Origin of the sequence: Nocardia sp. NPDC058658 (assembly GCF_042716665.1) — a bacterium.
Lineage (GTDB): Bacteria > Actinomycetota > Actinomycetes > Mycobacteriales > Mycobacteriaceae > Nocardia.
In genome coordinates, this window is sequence record NZ_JBHXRR010000010.1 from 56,493 (window position 1) to 71,576 (window position 15,084).

17 protein-coding genes are annotated in these 15,084 nt (G+C 68.2%); 7 read left to right on the top strand and 10 right to left on the bottom strand.

Annotated elements, in window-relative coordinates:
- Window positions 1-75: 75 nt before the first annotated feature.
- The 6 genes from ACFWUP_RS16720 to ACFWUP_RS16745 are packed head-to-tail and all read right to left on the bottom strand — an operon-like array spanning window position 76 to window position 5,514.
- On the bottom strand, window positions 76-825 hold the full coding sequence (locus ACFWUP_RS16720) for a hypothetical protein (protein WP_379235127.1): 750 nt from the start codon (window positions 823-825) through the stop codon (window positions 76-78).
- Window positions 826-869: 44 nt separating this feature from the next.
- The gene (locus ACFWUP_RS16725) at window positions 870-2,126 is read right to left on the bottom strand and encodes an ABC transporter substrate-binding protein (protein WP_379235128.1); all 1,257 of its coding nucleotides are present in this window, start codon (window positions 2,124-2,126) and stop codon (window positions 870-872) included.
- On the bottom strand, window positions 2,116-3,162 hold the full coding sequence (locus tag ACFWUP_RS16730; RefSeq protein ID WP_379235130.1) for a branched-chain amino acid ABC transporter permease: 1,047 nt from the start codon (window positions 3,160-3,162) through the stop codon (window positions 2,116-2,118). The genes ACFWUP_RS16725 and ACFWUP_RS16730 overlap by 11 nt, the downstream gene beginning before the upstream one ends.
- Complete coding sequence (locus ACFWUP_RS16735) at window positions 3,159-4,037, bottom strand: branched-chain amino acid ABC transporter permease (protein ID WP_379235132.1); 879 nt, start codon at window positions 4,035-4,037, stop codon at window positions 3,159-3,161. Before ACFWUP_RS16735 ends, ACFWUP_RS16730 begins: the two co-directional genes overlap by 4 nt.
- On the bottom strand, window positions 4,034-4,759 hold the full coding sequence (locus tag ACFWUP_RS16740) for an ABC transporter ATP-binding protein (RefSeq protein ID WP_379235134.1): 726 nt from the start codon (window positions 4,757-4,759) through the stop codon (window positions 4,034-4,036). The genes ACFWUP_RS16735 and ACFWUP_RS16740 overlap by 4 nt, the downstream gene beginning before the upstream one ends.
- Window positions 4,756-5,514 carry an ABC transporter ATP-binding protein gene (locus tag ACFWUP_RS16745; RefSeq protein ID WP_379235136.1) on the bottom strand — a complete coding sequence of 253 codons (759 nt, stop codon included), beginning with the start codon at window positions 5,512-5,514 and terminating at the stop codon, window positions 4,756-4,758. The genes ACFWUP_RS16740 and ACFWUP_RS16745 overlap by 4 nt, the downstream gene beginning before the upstream one ends.
- Window positions 5,515-5,691: 177 nt before the next feature.
- On the opposite strand from ACFWUP_RS16745, the gene ACFWUP_RS16750 reads away from it, so the two are divergent.
- Together ACFWUP_RS16750 and hisI are read left to right on the top strand one after the other, a co-directional pair.
- Complete coding sequence (locus ACFWUP_RS16750; RefSeq protein WP_379235138.1) at window positions 5,692-6,936, top strand: PucR family transcriptional regulator; 1,245 nt, start codon at window positions 5,692-5,694, stop codon at window positions 6,934-6,936.
- On the top strand, window positions 6,933-7,277 hold the full coding sequence (gene hisI, locus ACFWUP_RS16755; RefSeq protein WP_379235140.1) for a phosphoribosyl-AMP cyclohydrolase: 345 nt from the start codon (window positions 6,933-6,935) through the stop codon (window positions 7,275-7,277). Before ACFWUP_RS16750 ends, hisI begins: the two co-directional genes overlap by 4 nt.
- Here the strand turns inward: hisI and ACFWUP_RS16760 are convergent.
- The 4 genes from ACFWUP_RS16760 to ACFWUP_RS16775 form a co-directional block, all read right to left on the bottom strand.
- Complete coding sequence (locus ACFWUP_RS16760; RefSeq protein ID WP_379235142.1) at window positions 7,274-7,741, bottom strand: MarR family winged helix-turn-helix transcriptional regulator; 468 nt, start codon at window positions 7,739-7,741, stop codon at window positions 7,274-7,276. The genes hisI and ACFWUP_RS16760 overlap by 4 nt on opposite strands.
- Window positions 7,742-7,885: 144 nt before the next feature.
- Window positions 7,886-8,458 carry a permease gene (locus ACFWUP_RS16765; protein ID WP_379235144.1) on the bottom strand — a complete coding sequence of 191 codons (573 nt, stop codon included), beginning with the start codon at window positions 8,456-8,458 and terminating at the stop codon, window positions 7,886-7,888.
- Between the two features lie 67 nt (window positions 8,459-8,525).
- Window positions 8,526-8,996 (bottom strand): peroxiredoxin, encoded by a 471-nt coding sequence (locus tag ACFWUP_RS16770; protein ID WP_379235146.1) that lies wholly within the window; start codon window positions 8,994-8,996, stop codon window positions 8,526-8,528.
- A gap of 73 nt (window positions 8,997-9,069) precedes the next feature.
- Window positions 9,070-9,345 (bottom strand): hypothetical protein, encoded by a 276-nt coding sequence (locus tag ACFWUP_RS16775; protein ID WP_379235148.1) that lies wholly within the window; start codon window positions 9,343-9,345, stop codon window positions 9,070-9,072.
- Between the two features lie 133 nt (window positions 9,346-9,478).
- Between ACFWUP_RS16775 and ACFWUP_RS16780 the strand changes: the two genes are divergently transcribed.
- From ACFWUP_RS16780 to trpA, 5 genes are all read left to right on the top strand, one after another.
- Window positions 9,479-11,017, top strand: coding sequence for an anthranilate synthase component I (locus ACFWUP_RS16780; RefSeq protein ID WP_379235150.1), 1,539 nt, complete (start codon window positions 9,479-9,481; stop codon window positions 11,015-11,017).
- On the top strand, window positions 11,014-11,835 hold the full coding sequence (locus tag ACFWUP_RS16785; protein ID WP_379235152.1) for a TIGR02234 family membrane protein: 822 nt from the start codon (window positions 11,014-11,016) through the stop codon (window positions 11,833-11,835). The genes ACFWUP_RS16780 and ACFWUP_RS16785 overlap by 4 nt, the downstream gene beginning before the upstream one ends.
- A 124-nt stretch (window positions 11,836-11,959) precedes the next feature.
- Window positions 11,960-12,781: an indole-3-glycerol phosphate synthase TrpC gene (gene trpC, locus ACFWUP_RS16790; RefSeq protein ID WP_379235154.1), complete on the top strand. Its 822-nt coding sequence runs from the start codon at window positions 11,960-11,962 to the stop codon at window positions 12,779-12,781.
- Window positions 12,778-14,043, top strand: a complete 1,266-nt coding sequence (trpB, locus tag ACFWUP_RS16795) for a tryptophan synthase subunit beta (RefSeq protein ID WP_379235155.1) — start codon at window positions 12,778-12,780, stop codon at window positions 14,041-14,043. Before trpC ends, trpB begins: the two co-directional genes overlap by 4 nt.
- Window positions 14,040-14,840: a tryptophan synthase subunit alpha gene (gene trpA, locus ACFWUP_RS16800; RefSeq protein WP_379235157.1), complete on the top strand. Its 801-nt coding sequence runs from the start codon at window positions 14,040-14,042 to the stop codon at window positions 14,838-14,840. Before trpB ends, trpA begins: the two co-directional genes overlap by 4 nt.
- The last annotated feature ends 244 nt before the right edge of the window (window positions 14,841-15,084 follow it).

Below are 15,084 nucleotides of genomic sequence, written 5' to 3' on the forward strand. Positions count from 1 at the left end.
ACCGGCCGGAAACGGCCACGAGCCGGCCCGCCCGAAGAAGGTGATCGGGCGGGCCGGCGGAGACGGCGGTGGAGACTACTTCGGCGGAGTGGGAACCGCCGGGTCCTTGCAGTAGGCGCCGAGCTCGGCCGGGCACGGGGCCGTGATGGTGGAGAAGTACTGGTAGGCCGAGAACAAGGCGAGAGGGCCGCCGACGGTGACCAGACCGATCATCGTGCCCACCGCACCGAGGGTGGCCGCGCCGAGCACGCAACCGGCCACGGTCGCACCCACCCATGGCACCAGCAGCACGATCACCGGGCTGGCGATCGCCGCACCAGCGGCACCGCCGACCAGACAGCCGATACCGCCACCGACCACCGCGCCCACGATCGCGGCCACGGCGCCACCGATGCCGAGCCGCTGGCTGAGCACACCTAGCGCGGTCTGGTCACGCGGCGTGAACGACTCCGCGATCTGCTGGGCGGCCGCGTCCTGGGTGATCACGTCGGTCGCCGGAGCGACCGGTGCGCCACCCTCCTTGGACGGGGTCAGGGTCGCCTTGCCGCCGTCGATGCTGGCGGCGATCGGGAACACCTTGTCGTCCATGCGGTAGGTCAGCGGCAGTGCCGCCACCGGGGTGTCGGCGCCGGTGGTGAGCACGAGCTGGCCGTCGACGACGGTCAGCTTGCCGTCGGTGGTCAGCACCGCCGAGTCACCCTGCCTGCTGACCTCGTAACGGACCTCGGTCTGCGCGGGCGCCGGATCGGCGGTGCTGGTGCCGGTGCTCGCGCACAGTGCCAGCGCCGTCAACGCGGCAGTGGTGAGCGTGGTGGTCATTCTCATCTGTGATCCTCATCGATCGGGGGTACTACATCTGGGGGCGTGGGCTACTTGCCCGGAGTGGAAATGACCTCGTCGCTGACCGACCAGTGCTCACCGGCGAAGGTCATCATGGCGACCGCTTCGAGCGGGAAACCGTCGGTGGCATCGGTTTTCATCGAGATGCCGGGCAGCATCAGGTCGACGGCCACGTTGTCGAGCGAGCGCATCGCGTCGCGCAGACCTTCGCGGGTCGGGCACTTCGCCGCGTCCATGGTCTCGGCGAAGCTCTCGGCCATCGCCCAACCGGTCATGAGATGGTTGTTGCCGGTGTCGGCACCCGGCGCGTACTGGGTGACCTTGCTCTTGTAGGTCTGCATGCCGGCGTCGGCGGTCCAGCGGCTGTCGCCCGGATCCTTCAGGAAGGACGCGCTCACCACGCCCTGCACGTTCGGGAAGCCGATCGGCTTCATGTTGGTCGTGGTGTTGGACACCTGGGCCAGCACGTGCTTGGGGTTCCAGTCGATGTTGCGCACGTCGGCGGCCAGCGCCTGCAGGGCGAACTTCGGGGTCGAGAAGTTCAGGAACACATCGGCTTTGGAGTTGGCCAGGTTGCGGACCTGCGCGTCGACGGTGGGGTCGGTGACCTCGTAGCTCTGCTCGGCGATCACCTTCACGCCGCTGCCTGCGATGCCCGCGGTGAACGCGGTGAGCAGGTCCTTGCCGAAGTCGTCGTTCTGGTAGAGCACCGACACGGTCGCGTCGGACTTGAACTTCTTCACATACTGCGCGTACGCGGTGGCCTCGGTGTGGTAGCTGGGCTGCCAGCCGATGGTCCACGGGTTCTTCTCGGGGTCGGCGCCGAACTTGTTGGCGCCGGTGGCGACGAAGATCTGCGGGACCTTGCGCTGGCCGAGGTAGTCCCACACCGCCGATGACGTTGCCGTGCCGAGGGTTTGGAAGACGGCGAACACCTGATCCTGTTCGACGAGTCGGCGCGTCTCCTCGATGGTCTTGGGCGGCTGGTAGCCGTCGTCGCGCACCAGGTACTCGACCTTGCGGCCGTCGATGCCACCCTTCTCGGCATTGAGGTAGTCGAAGTAGGCCTTGGCCCCCTTGGGGATCTCCGCGTACGCCGAGGCCGGACCCGAGAGTGGGTAGGCCCCACCGAGTTTGATGGAGGTGTCGGTGATGCCGGTGGTCTGCTGACCCTTGCAGTCACCCTGACCGACGGAGCCTGCTTCCTCGCCACGACCACCACAGGCGGTGAGCGTCGCGAGCATTGCCGCCGTCATCCCGATGGTGCGAATTGCCTTACTGCGCATGAGATTTCCCTTTCCGGACACGTTGTCCGAGCCACTGCGTCCACTGGGTGGCCAGGCCGGCCAGTCCCTTGGGCGCGAGGTACATGACCGCGATGATCAGCAGTCCGAAAATGACGCCGGGGGCGGCCTGGTTGACGTCCTGGGCGAAGCTCGGCACGAACATCACGAACAGTCCGCCGATCACCGGCCCCCAGGTGGTCCCGAGTCCGCCGACGACCAGGGCGGCCAGCAGCGTGATCGACAGCGCCACCGCGAAGGAATCCGGCGAGACGTAGGCGATCACCCAGGTGTAGACGCAGCCCGCGATCCCGGCCAGCAGCGCGCCCCAGGCGAAAGCGAGGGTCTTGTAGTGGGCCAGGTTCACCCCGAGCACTTCCGCGGCGGTCTCGTTGTCGCGCACCGCGTGCAGGGCGCGCCCGACCCGGGAGCGCAGCATCCCTACCACGAGTACGAAGCTGAGCACGGCGGTGACCAGGGCGAGGAAGTACAGCCACTGGTCTTCGGCAAGGCCGGTCCACGCGGGCGGTTGCGGCTTGTCGACCGTGAGGCCCATCGAACCGCCGGTGAGGCCGTCGAAGTGCTTGAGCAGGGGGACCAGGAAGATCGCGATGGACAGGGTGACCAGCGCCAGGTACAGCCCGCGCAAGCGCAGAGCGGGTACACCGAGGGCATAGCCCAGCACGAAGGTGACGGCCGCGGCGATCGGGATCGTCGCGAAATACGGCAGGTCCCACTGTTCTATCGCGATCGCGGCGGTGTAGGCGCCGATCGCGAAGAAGGCGCCGTGGCCCAGTGAGATCTGGCCGGTGTGGCCGACGAGGAGGTTCAAACCCAGCAGCGCGACCGCGTAGATCATGGCCATCGCCAGCTGGAAGGTATGGAAGGGCACCAGCTGGAACGGGGCGACGCAGGCCACCAGCAGCAGCACGCTCGTCGCGATCACCGGCCAGCGCAGGGTGCGTAGTCGATCGGCGGTCGATTTCGCCTGGGGGACAGCGGAAGTCGCTACCGGTGTCGCAATGTTCAACTCGCTCATACTCGTTCCACCGCCGCGTGTCCGAAGAGACCTTGCGGGCGCAGCAACAGCACGCCCAGGATGATCACCAGCGGCACACCGATCTTGAGTTCGGTGCCGATCGCGTCGACGTAGGCGCCGGTGAGGGTTTCGGCGACGCCGACGATCAGCCCGCCCGCCACCGCGCCGCCGGGGGAGTCGAATCCGCCGAGGGTCGCCGCGGCGAAGGCGTAGATCATGACCCCGCCCATCATGTTGGGTTCGAGGAACAGCAGCGGCGCCGACAGCACGCCCGAGACGGCTCCGACCAGCGAGGCCAGGCCCCACCCGAGTGCGAGCACGGTGCCGACCCGGATGCCGACGAGCTTGGCCGACTGTGGATTACACGCCACCGCGCGCATCGCCAAACCGATCCTGGTGAACCGGAACAGCAGATACAGCAGCGCCATCACCAGGGCCACCACCAGCAGGATGCCGAGGCTGCCGTAGCCGACGCTCAGACCGCCGCCGCGTAGTGCGCCCTCGGGGAAGGGATTCGGGAACGACTTGGTCTGGTAGGACCAGATCCAGCCCGCGATGGCGTTGATGGTGAAGAACAGGCCGATGGTGACGATCACCAGGGTGATCTCGGGTGCGCCCTCGACCGGGCGGATGACCACCCGTTCGATCAACATGCCGCCGACGAAGGAGATGACCAGCGTCAGCGGCAGTGCCGCCCAGAACGGCATGAACTGGCTCAGCTGCCAGGCCAGGAACGCCGAGAACATGGCCAGCTCGCCCTGGGCGAAGTTGACGATCCCGGTGAACCGGTAGATCAGGACGAGGGCCAGCGCGAGGCCGGCGTAGATGGCGCCCGCCGAAAGGCCTTCGACGAGTTGCTGCAGGAATTCGATCACGGCTTCACCTGAATTCCCAGGTAGGAGCGGGTGACCTGCTCATCGGCGCGGATCTGCTCGGCGGTGCCCGACAAGACGATGCGCCCGGTTTCCAGGACATGCGCCTGCTGGGCCACACTCAGGGCCAGGTGGGCGTTCTGTTCGACGACGATCACCGTGGTGCGTTCCTCTTCGTTGATGGTGCGAACGATCCCGAACAGCTCCTGGGTGACCAGCGGCGACAAACCCAGCGAGGGCTCGTCGAGCAGCAACAGGCGGGGGCGCAGCATCAGCGCCCGGCCGATGGCCACCATCTGCTGCTGACCGCCGGACAGGCCGCCTGCGGCGTCGCGCTGTTTGTCACGCAGGATCGGGAAGTAGTCGTAGACGCGATTCAGGTCGGATTCGACAGCTGCGCGGTCACGTCGGGTGTAGGCGCCGAGGCGCAGGTTCTCTTCGACGGTGAGCGGGGCGAAGGTGCCGCGTCCCTCGGGGACGTGGGCAATTCCCAAGCGCGCCATGGATTCCGGTGCGCGACCGGAAACTTCGTCGCCGTCCAGCGTGAGGCTGCCGCGGACTTTGATCATTCCGCACAGGGCGCGCAGCAGGGTGGTCTTGCCCGCGCCGTTGGGGCCGAGGATCGCGCACACCGTGCCCTGCTCGACCGAAAAGTTCACGCCGTGCAGGACTTTCGCCGCACCGTAACCCGCGTGCAGGTCGGTGATCTTCAAGAACTCGCTCATACCGAAGCTCCTAGATACGCACGGATGACGGCCGGATTCTGCTGCACCGCTTCAGGTTTGCCCTCGGCGATGACCTGACCGAACTCGAGGCAGATCACCCGATCGCAGGTGCCCATCACGAAACCCATGTGGTGTTCGACCACGATCACGGTCAGTTGCAGGTCGGCCTGCAAGGCGCGCAGCCGCTGCGCGAACTCGTCGACCTCACCGTGGCTCAAGCCGTTGACCGGCTCGTCGAGCAGCAGCAGTTTCGGCCGCACCGCCAGCGCCCGCGCCAGTTCGATGCGCTTGAGGGTGCCGAACGGCAGGCCCGCGGCGGGGTGGTCGGCGACCGCGGTCAGGTCGAGACGTTCGAGCAGTTCGTCGGCTTCGGCGCGCAGCAGCTTTTCCTCCCGGCGGACCTTCGGCAGCCGCAGTCCCGCGGACACGAATCCCGCGCAGGCCCGGTGGTGGGCGCCGATGAGGACGTTGTCGCGCACCGACAGCCGCTGGAACAGGCCCAGGTTCTGGAATGTGCGCGCGATGCCGAGGCCGGCGAGGGCGTCGGGGCGCACGCTGCCCAGGTCGGTATCGAGGTAGCGCATGGTGCCCGAGGTCGGGCGATTGCGCCGGGTCATGCAGTTGAACAGCGTGGTCTTTCCCGCGCCGTTGGGTCCGATCAGGCCGACCATCTCGCCGGGAGCGACCGTGAACCCGACGTCCTGCAACGCGGTGATGCCGCCGAAGCGCACCGTCAGGTTGGTTATCTCGAGCATGGCGTCAATATTGAATTGGCTGGTCAGAAGTCACATCGGACGCTGTGGACCAAGTTTTTCGACCGAGATCGTCCGCTGCGGACAGTGTGAGCTGGTTGACACTGTGAGCACACCCATGCACACTCCCGGGCTATGTCAGCTGGATCACGTTTATCCGTTTCGACCGAGTCTGAGCAGGTGCAGGCCGAGCGTCGGCGGATAGCGGGCTGCGCCTACGAGCACGCGGACGCGATCGCCGACGACGTGATGGCCAAGATCCGCGACCAGCTGCCCGGATACGCCACTGCGGGCCCCGGCGTGCTCGACGATGTGCACGATCAGCTCGCCCGGCTCAGTCGCACGGGGCTCGGCGCGCTGCTCGAGCGCAAGCGCGTCTGTCCGGCCGACGTCGCCTATGCCCGGCAGGCGGCGGCGCGACGGGCCCGCACCGGGCTGCCGCTGGTCGACTACATCGCCGCCTTCCGTCTCGGCCAGCGCGCCATCTGGAAGACGCTGCTCGCGCACGCGGGCGATTCGGAGGCCGGACAGGCGGCGGTGCTGTCGCTGGCGGCGCCGTTGGCCCGCTACACCGACCTGATCAGCGCCCAGGCGACCGACGCGTACCTGGAATTCCAGCAGTACGTGGCCGCCGAATCCGGGCGCGATTCGCAAGCGTTGATGGACTCGCTGCTCGACGGCGCGCTGCCCGCGAGCGGTCCGCATCTGTCGGTGGCCACCGCGCACGGGATCGGGGCCGAACGTGCCACGCCGGTGGTGGTGGTCACCGCGGTGGTCCTCGATCGCAGCGAGGAGTCGTCCGAAAGGCTCGGTGAGGCACGGCAATTGGTGTCGGCGGCCCTGGCGCGATGCACGGTGAACGGCCTGCGGACACTGTCGGTGGTGCGGGGATCGCAGATCGTCGCCGTGCCCGCGCTGCGCACCGGTGGCACGGCCGACGGACTCTGTGAGCGGCTACGCGTGCTGCAGGACGAATTGGGCGCCGAGGGCATCACTCTCGCCGTCGGCGTGAGCACCGCGGTCACCGAGGTCGCCCAGATTCCGCGCGCCTACCGACAGGCGCAGGCCGCACTCGAGCTCCTGCCCGAAGGGGGAGGGGTGCTCGCGTTGCCGCAGCTCACGCCGTTCAAATACCTGCTCCTGCGCGCCGACGACACCACCCGTCAGCTGGTCGACCCGCGCATCGGCAGCGCACTGGCCGAAGACCGTGTTCGCGGCGGGACCCTGGCCGAGACGATCCGCGCGTTCGCCGCCGCCGACATGAACCTGCGCGAAGCCGCCGACACTCTGCACATCCACCTCAATACCGCCAAGTACCGGCTCGGCCGGATCCAGGAGCTCACCGGCCGCAATGTGCGCAGCGTGAACGACCTGGTCGAACTGCTGGTGGCCATCGAACTGGCTGCTGTTATAAACGAGGCATGAGCCTCGACCCCGCCATCGCCGCCCGCCTCAAGCGCACCGAGGACGGACTGATCGCCGCGATCGCGCAGGAGAAGGCGACCGGTGACGTGCTGATGATGGCGTGGATGGACGACGAGGCGCTGGCCCGCACACTGGAAACCCGCAAGGCGACCTACTATTCGCGGTCGCGTCAGCAGTACTGGGTCAAGGGCGAGACGTCCGGACACACCCAGTACGTGCACGAGGTGCGCCTGGACTGCGACGGCGACACGCTGCTGCTGATCGTCGATCAGGAAGGCGCGGCGTGCCACACCGGCACCCACACCTGCTTCGACACCGACATCCTGCTCGCCGCCGATTAATCGCTGTCGTCGGTGAGGATGCGGTTCAGCCGCTCCGACAGCGCTTCCCCGAGCACCGCCAGTTGCGCGGTCTGTCGATCGGTGAGACCGTCGAGGACCAGGCCGCGCACGGCCTCCACGTAGCCGGGGGACGCCTCGATCACCTTCTCGAATCCCGCGTCGGTGAGCACGGCGTAGACCCCGCGCTTGCCCGCGGTGGTGTCGCGTCGCACCCAGCCGAGGCGTTCGAGCTTGGACACCACATGCGACAGCCGCGATAGCGAAGCGTTTGCCTTGTGGGCGAGATCACTCAGTTGAAGCCGATGGCCCGCTTCTTCCGAGAGCAGGCTGAGCACCCGGAACTCGAAATGGGTGAGCCCCGACTCGCGCTGTAGGCGGGTGTCCAACGCGCCGGGGATCCGGGTCATGAGCGCGACGATCGCCTGCCATGCCCGCTGTTCGACAGGGTCGAGCCACTGGGTCATCGCCGGAACTGCCTCGCGGCCGGACGGCGGACATGGTGGAGGGGGACGCGCACGAGAAAGAGTTTGCCACGACGTCGCTGTGGCGTCCGCGAGTTGGCGGCGGGCGTGAGGTCACTCACATCACCGCGAAGGGTCGGGCGAGTACTACCGATCGCCGGTCATCGGCGGTGCGGTGGGCTCGGCCGGACGTTCCGCGGCCTTGGCGGCCTTGTGACGGTTGAGTCCGCGCTTGCCCATCAGCGCGAGCGCCAGCACGAACAGCACCGCCGCGATGATGGCGCCGACCAGGCAGGCACCGCGGAACGCGGGCGCGTCGACGTCGAGAATGCGTTCACCGGCGTGTGCGGCATTGTTGCCACCGAGCACGATCGTCAACGTCATCAGGTTGGGCAGCGCGCAGACCAGGGCGACGATCGCCGCCGCGCCCGCGAGGAACTTGCCGCCCTTGCGCTTCCACACCCGCACCGCGAATATCACCAGCAGCAGCGGGACCAGGGTGAACACGATGCCGTACACCAGACCCCACCAGATGCCGGAGCTGAAACTGCCGTGCACGGTGTTGGCCAGCCGCTGCGCCCACCAGCGTGGGATGAACGAGGCCAGGATGAAATAGGCGATCACGAGTACCGCCACCGTGGCGACCACCATGATCGCCCGGTTACGCCAGATGACGGCCTTGGACTTCTGACCGCTCGACTGCACCTCGCCGGTTGTCATCTGTCCAGCGTAAAGGCGTTCGGGCCGCCGGGCGGCGATCCACCGCCCGGCGATTCGCCGATCGGGGCTATTCGGGCGTGGTGCTGCGCTTGCGCAGGAACGCCAGTGCTTCGTCGGCGTGTACAGCCGCGCGCAGTTCGCCGGTGACGATCTTCAAGATCGTGCGGTCGGTATCGATGACGAAGGTGTGCCGCTTGACCGGGGCGAGTTTGCCGAGCAGGCCACGCTTCACGCCGAAGGCGGCGGCCACCGCGCCGTCGCGATCCGACAGCACCGGGTAGTCGAGGCGCTGCTTGGTGGCGAAACCGGCCTGCACCTCGGTGCTGTCGGTGCTGATGCCGACGCAGGTAGCGCCCAGTGCGGCGAATTCGCCGCTCAGATCGCGGAAGTGGCAGGCCTCGGCGGTGCATACAGGGGTATTGGCGGCGGGAAAGAAGAACAGCACCAGCGGGCCGTCGGCGAGCAAGCCGTCGAGCGAGCGGAGCTGGGCGGACTGATCGGGGAGCTCGAACTGCGGAGCGGGCTTGCCTGGCTGCATGCCCAGACAGTAACGACCCGGCGGCTGGTGCGGAAGATCCCCGCTCGCGGGTGCGAACGGGGATCTTCACGGCTTACTGACCGAGCAGCGCCGCGACGTCGGGATTGCGGATCTGCATCACGTCGAGGATGCCGTGCGCGCGCAGCAACGGCTCCAGCTCGCGGATGCGGTCGCTGTGACCGGCGTACTCGTCGGGGAAGGTCTTCTTGTCGAGGTCCTGGATGGCCTTGGCGTAGGTGACGAACGAATTGAGCGCGCTGGTCGCGGAGAGCTGACCGGGACCGTAGTGCTGCTGCGACGGAACGGCCAGCCGGCCGTCCTGTGCGCCCTGGTGCGAGGGGTACAACATTGCTCCTCTCGGAAAAGGGATTACCGCATGCGACATGGAACGCGCGCGAGTGTAGTGATGCCGGTCACCGCCCGATTCGGCGCGGGGTCGGGTCCGCGCGCGTCGGCGGCGGCACGCCTGGGATGATGGGCCCATGCAGGGCGCGTCTACACCGACCACCACGACCCGCGAACAGTTCCGGCTGCTCGCCGCCGAGCACCGGGTCGTCCCGGTGACCCGAAAGGTGCTGGCGGACTCCGAAACTCCGCTTTCGGCCTATTCCAAGCTGGCGGGCGACCGGCCGGGCACCTTCCTGTTCGAATCCGCGGAGAACGGGCGATCGTGGTCACGCTGGTCGTTCATCGGCGCGGGCAGCCCGTCGGCGCTGACCGTCGTCGACGGTGAGGCCGCCTGGCTCGGCACCGTGCCCGCCGACGCACCCACCGGCGGCGACCCGCTGCGCGTGCTGCACGACACCCTCGAACTGCTGCGCACCGAACGGCTGCCCGGCCTGCCGCCGCTCACCGGCGGCATGGTCGGCTACCTCGGCTACGACGCGGTGCGCCGGATCGAACGACTGCCCGAACTGGCCACCGACGATCTGCGCCTGCCCGAGCTGGTGCTGATGCTGGCCACCGATCTGGCCGCGTTCGACCACCACGAAGGCGCGATCACTCTCATCGCCAACGCGGTGAACTGGGACGGCACCGACGCCGGGGTCGACGAGGCCTACGACGACGCCGTCGCCCGGCTCGACAAGATGACCGCCGCGCTGGCCACCCCCGCGCCCTCGACGGTCTCGGTCTTCGACCAGCCCGAACCGCAGTTCCTGCGCAGGCGAACCACCGAGGAATTCGGTGCGGGCGTGCGCCGCCTGATCAAGGAGATCGAGGCGGGCGAGGCGTTCCAGGTGGTGCTGTCGCAGCGCTTCGAAATGGATTACAGCGGGTCGCCGCTGGCGGTGTACCGGATGCTGCGGGCCTCGAACCCGAGTCCGTACATGTATCTGATGCACATCCCGGACGGCGAGGGTGGCACCGCGTTCTCCATCGTGGGCTCGAGTCCTGAATCGTTGGTGACCGTGAAAGATGGTGTGGCGACGACACATCCGATCGCGGGCACCCGGTGGCGGGGCGAGAGCGCCGAGGACGACATGCTGCTCGAGAAGGACCTCCTCGCCGACGAGAAGGAGAACGCCGAGCACCTGATGCTGGTCGACCTCGGCCGCAACGACCTGGGTCGGGTCTGCCGCCCCGGCACCGTGAAGGTCACCCAGTACCGCCACGTCGAGCGGTACAGCCACGTGATGCACCTGGTCTCGACGGTGTCCGGGCTGCTCGCCGAGGGCAAGGTCGCGCTCGACGCGGTGCGGGCCTGTTTCCCGGCGGGCACGCTGTCGGGTGCGCCGAAGGTGCGGGCGATGGAACTGATCGAGGAACTCGAACCGACCCGGCGCGGCATCTACGGCGGCGTGGTCGGCTACCTCGACTTCGCAGGCGACGCCGACACCGCCATCGCCATCCGCACCGCCCTGCTCAAGGACGGCACCGCCTACGTGCAAGCGGGCGCTGGCGTGGTCGCCGACTCCGACCCGATCGCCGAGGACACCGAGGCCCGTAACAAGGCCATGGCGGTGCTCAAGGCGATCGCGGCGGCGCAAACACTGCGCACCTACGACGGCGGGGACCTATGACGGCGACACCGGGCGAAGGCCACGCCGGCTCGTCGGGCGCCGACGTGCCGGATCACGTCCACTCCGAGGGTTCGAATCCGACTGTCGACTCGGCAGCGGCCACGAGCGGCGATGTCGCGACCGCATCGGGCACGGACTCCGTCGGGGCCACAGGTGTGACGCCTGCTCCGGCCGCAAAGCCCATCGTTCCGGTTGTCTTGCTCGCGCTGGCGGCAGCGGGGCTGTGGGCGGCCTCGCGGATGACGTGGGTGACCGTGTACTCGGCCGACGGGCTCACCGAACCGCGGACCGACGATCTCAATGGTGGCGTGTGGTTCGGGGCGCTCACGCCCCTGGCCCTGGTGCTGGTCGCCTCGATCGCGGCGGTGTTCGCGGTCAAGGGGGTGCTGCGGCAGCTGCTCGGGGTGGCGATCTCGGTGATCGCCGCGGTCGTCGCGGTGCCGGGCTTCGCGTTGGCCGTCGGGGCGGGGCGGACCGCCGAACGGGCGGGCACCCTGGCCGAACTGCCGGTGCGCGCGGTCGTCAGCGGCGCCGACACGCACCTGTTCCCGGCGATCCTGTCGATCGTCGCCGCCGGCCTGGCGCTGGCCGCGGGCATCCTGCTCACCAGGCGCACCGACGACACCGCCGAGGCCTCCGACAAGTACGACAACCCGGTGTTCCGTAAGGCCGACGCCAGTGCCGCCGTGAGCAAACAGAACACCGCCGCGCCCCTCTCGGACCGGGTGCTGTGGGACGCCCTCGACGCGGGCACCGACCCGACCGACACCACCGACACCCCCGGCGCCGGGCACGGTCCGGCCGAGGACAACAAGTGACCGGCAGCACCCCCGCCGCAGTGACACGCGCGGCGGCCATTTATTCTTTACCAGCATCGGTGAGACAGCGCCCGAGGGGACTCTCGGGCGAGAAGTGCGTCTCCCCAGAAAGGATTCGAGCCAGATGACGGTACTCGACTCGATTCTCGACGGGGTCCGGGCGGATGTTGCCGCTCGCGAAGCCCTCCTCGATTTTCAAGCGATCAAAGCTGCTGCCACCGCGGTCAAGGCGCCGCTGGACGCGCACGCCGCGCTGCACGAGGACGGAATCGGTGTCATCGCGGAGGTGAAGCGGGCCAGTCCCTCCAAGGGCGCGCTCGCTGACATCCCCGATCCCGCCGTGCTGGCCAAGGCCTACGAAGAGGGGGGCGCGCGCATCATCAGCGTGCTCACCGAGGGTCGCCGCTTCGGTGGCTCGCTCGACGACCTCGACGCCGTGCGCGCCGCCGTGAACATTCCGGTGCTGCGCAAGGACTTCGTCGTCGGTCCGTACCAGATCCACGAGGCCCGTGCCCACGGCGCCGACGTGATCCTGCTGATCGTGGCCGCCCTCGAACAGGACGTGCTCGCCTCGCTGATCGACCGCACCGAATCCCTCGGCATGACCGCCCTGGTGGAAGTGCACACCGAGGAAGAAGCCGACCGCGCCCTCGAAGCCGGCGCGACGGTGATCGGCATCAACGCACGCAACCTCAAGACCCTCGAGGTCGATCGCGATGTGTTCGCGCGGATCGCGCCCGGCCTGCCCTCTGAGGTCATCCGGGTGGCCGAGTCCGGCATCCGCGGCACCGCCGACCTGCTGGCCTACGCCGGTGCGGGCGCCGACGCCGTGCTCGTCGGTGAAGGCCTCGTGACCAGCGGTAACCCGCGTTCGGCGGTGTCCGAACTGGTGACCGCCGGCACGCACCCGTCCTGCCCGAAGCCGGCTCGCCGGAGCATTCGGTGACGGTGCTCCCACCGGCGAGCGCCGGCGTCGCGCAGCATTCCGACTACGAGCCCGACGCGGGCGGGCACTTCGGCGTCTACGGCGGACGCCACGTCCCCGAGGCGCTGATGGCCGTGATCGAAGAGGTCACCGCCGAGTACGACAAGATCCGCACCGACCGCGGCTTCCTCGACGAACTCGACCGGCTGCAGCGTGACTACAGCGGCCGTCCGTCGCCGGTGTTCGAATGCACCAAGCTGGCCGAACATGCCGGTGGCGCAAGGATTTTCCTCAAGCGCGAGGACCTCAACCACACCGGCTCGCACAAGATCAACAATGTGCTCGGCCAGGCGTTGCTCGCCAAGCGGATGGGCAAGACGCGCGTCATCGCCGAAACCGGTGCAGGTCAGCACGGCGTCGCCACCGCGACCGCCTGCGCGCTGCTCGGCCTGGACTGCGTGATCTACATGGGCGCGGTCGACACCGCCCGCCAGGCGCTCAACGTGGCCCGCATGCGGCTGCTCGGCGCCGAGGTCATCCCGGTGACCTCCGGTTCGCAGACCCTCAAGGACGCGATCAACGAGGCCCTGCGCGACTGGGTCAGCAACGCCGACGACACGTTCTACTGCTTCGGCACCGCCGCGGGCCCGCACCCGTTCCCGCTGCTGGTGCGTGATTTCCAGCGCGTGATCGGTCTCGAGGCGCGCGAGCAGATCCAGCTCCCGACTCAGGCGGGCAGGCTGCCCGACGCCGTCGTGGCCTGTGTGGGCGGTGGCTCCAACGCCATCGGCATCTTCCACGCCTTCATCCCGGACACGGGTGTGCGGCTGGTCGGTTTCGAAGCGGCCGGTGACGGCGTCGAAACCGGTAGGCACGCAGCCACTTTCACCGGTGGCACGCCCGGCGCGTTCCAGGGCGCCTACTCGTACCTGCTGCAGGACGAGGACGGCCAGACCATCGAATCGCATTCGATCTCGGCCGGTCTCGATTACCCGGGCGTCGGTCCCGAGCACGCCCACCTCAAGGACATCGGTCGCGCCGAGTACCGGCCGATCACCGACACCGAGGCGATGGACGCGCTGCTGCTGCTCTCGCGCTCGGAGGGCATCATCCCGGCGATCGAGTCCGCGCACGCGGTGGCGGGCGCGCTGAAGCTGGGTCAGGAACTGGGCGAAGGCGCTGTCATCCTGGTCAATCTGTCCGGTCGTGGTGACAAGGACATGGACACCGCCGGGCGCTGGTTCGGGTTGTTCGATGACGATGCTGAGGAGCACAAGCAGTGAGTCAGCAGTCGCGTCTCGCGAACACCTTCGCCGCCACTCGTAGCGAAGGCCGGGCGGCCCTGATCGGCTACCTGCCCGCCGGTTACCCGGATCTCGCCGGGTCCATCGCCGCCTGCCGTGCGCTCGTCGAATCCGGTTGCGACATCGTCGAAGTCGGCGTCGCCTACTCCGATCCCGTGATGGACGGCCCGGTCATCCAGGCCGCCGCCGAGCAGGCGCTGCGCAGTGGCGTGCGTGTGCGCGACGTGTTCTCCGTCGTCGAGGCGATCGCCGACGCGGGCGGTCAGGCCGTGGTGATGAGCTACTGGAACCCGGTGCTCAAGTACGGCGTCGACACCTTCGCCCGCGACCTGGCCGCGGCCGGTGGCGCAGGCATGATCACCCCGAACCTGATCCCCGACGAGGCCGACGACTGGTTCATCGCCTCGTCCACCCACAACCTGGACCGTATCTTCCTGGTCGCGCCGTCCTCGACCGAAGAGCGACTGGTCAAGACCCTCGAAGCCTCGAGCGGCTTCATCTACGCGGCCTCGACCATGGGCGTGACCGGTGCCCGCGACGCGGTCTCCTCGGCCGCCCCCGCTCTGTGCTCGCGCATCCGCGCCCACTCCGACATCCCGATCGGCGTCGGCCTCGGTGTGCGCTCGGGTGCTCAGGCCGCCGAGATCGCCGCCTACGCCGACGGCGTCATCGTCGGCTCGGCGCTGGTATCGGCCGCAGCCGAAGGCTTGGATGCGGTGCGTGCCCTCACCTCGGAGCTGGCCGAAGGCGTCCGCGCCACCACGGTGCGCTCGTAGCCCCCGGTTCGGGACACGGCCAGCTCGCCGGAGTCGGTCGGGCTAGGCGACGTGCGGGTTCGATCCCTCACTGTTCATGGAGTAGGCCATATGGATACACGATTTGGACATCATTTTGATGCGTTCAGGTGTCCACATGACGTAGCAGCAAGCAGTACGGTCGCGATGAACAGTATGTCGGTGGCTTGAGCATCGAGGCTTTCGGTCTGGCTCAATCCGAAAAAGACCGAAACCCATCGGCTTG

Bases quoted from the DNA above. Each gene is read 5' to 3' on its own strand.
- ACFWUP_RS16720 (WP_379235127.1), bottom strand. From the start codon at position 825: ATGAGAATGACCACCACGCTCACCACTGCCGCGTTGACGGCGCTGGCA.
- ACFWUP_RS16725 (WP_379235128.1), bottom strand. From the start codon at position 2,126: ATGCGCAGTAAGGCAATTCGCACCATCGGGATGACGGCGGCAATGCTC.
- ACFWUP_RS16730 (WP_379235130.1), bottom strand. From the start codon at position 3,162: ATGAGCGAGTTGAACATTGCGACACCGGTAGCGACTTCCGCTGTCCCC.
- ACFWUP_RS16740 (WP_379235134.1), bottom strand. From the start codon at position 4,759: ATGAGCGAGTTCTTGAAGATCACCGACCTGCACGCGGGTTACGGTGCG.
- ACFWUP_RS16745 (WP_379235136.1), bottom strand. From the start codon at position 5,514: ATGCTCGAGATAACCAACCTGACGGTGCGCTTCGGCGGCATCACCGCG.
- hisI (WP_379235140.1), top strand. From the start codon at position 6,933: ATGAGCCTCGACCCCGCCATCGCCGCCCGCCTCAAGCGCACCGAGGAC.
- ACFWUP_RS16760 (WP_379235142.1), bottom strand. From the start codon at position 7,741: ATGACCCAGTGGCTCGACCCTGTCGAACAGCGGGCATGGCAGGCGATC.
- ACFWUP_RS16765 (WP_379235144.1), bottom strand. From the start codon at position 8,458: ATGACAACCGGCGAGGTGCAGTCGAGCGGTCAGAAGTCCAAGGCCGTC.
- ACFWUP_RS16770 (WP_379235146.1), bottom strand. From the start codon at position 8,996: ATGCAGCCAGGCAAGCCCGCTCCGCAGTTCGAGCTCCCCGATCAGTCC.
- ACFWUP_RS16775 (WP_379235148.1), bottom strand. From the start codon at position 9,345: ATGTTGTACCCCTCGCACCAGGGCGCACAGGACGGCCGGCTGGCCGTT.
- ACFWUP_RS16780 (WP_379235150.1), top strand. From the start codon at position 9,479: ATGCAGGGCGCGTCTACACCGACCACCACGACCCGCGAACAGTTCCGG.
- ACFWUP_RS16785 (WP_379235152.1), top strand. From the start codon at position 11,014: ATGACGGCGACACCGGGCGAAGGCCACGCCGGCTCGTCGGGCGCCGAC.
- trpC (WP_379235154.1), top strand. From the start codon at position 11,960: ATGACGGTACTCGACTCGATTCTCGACGGGGTCCGGGCGGATGTTGCC.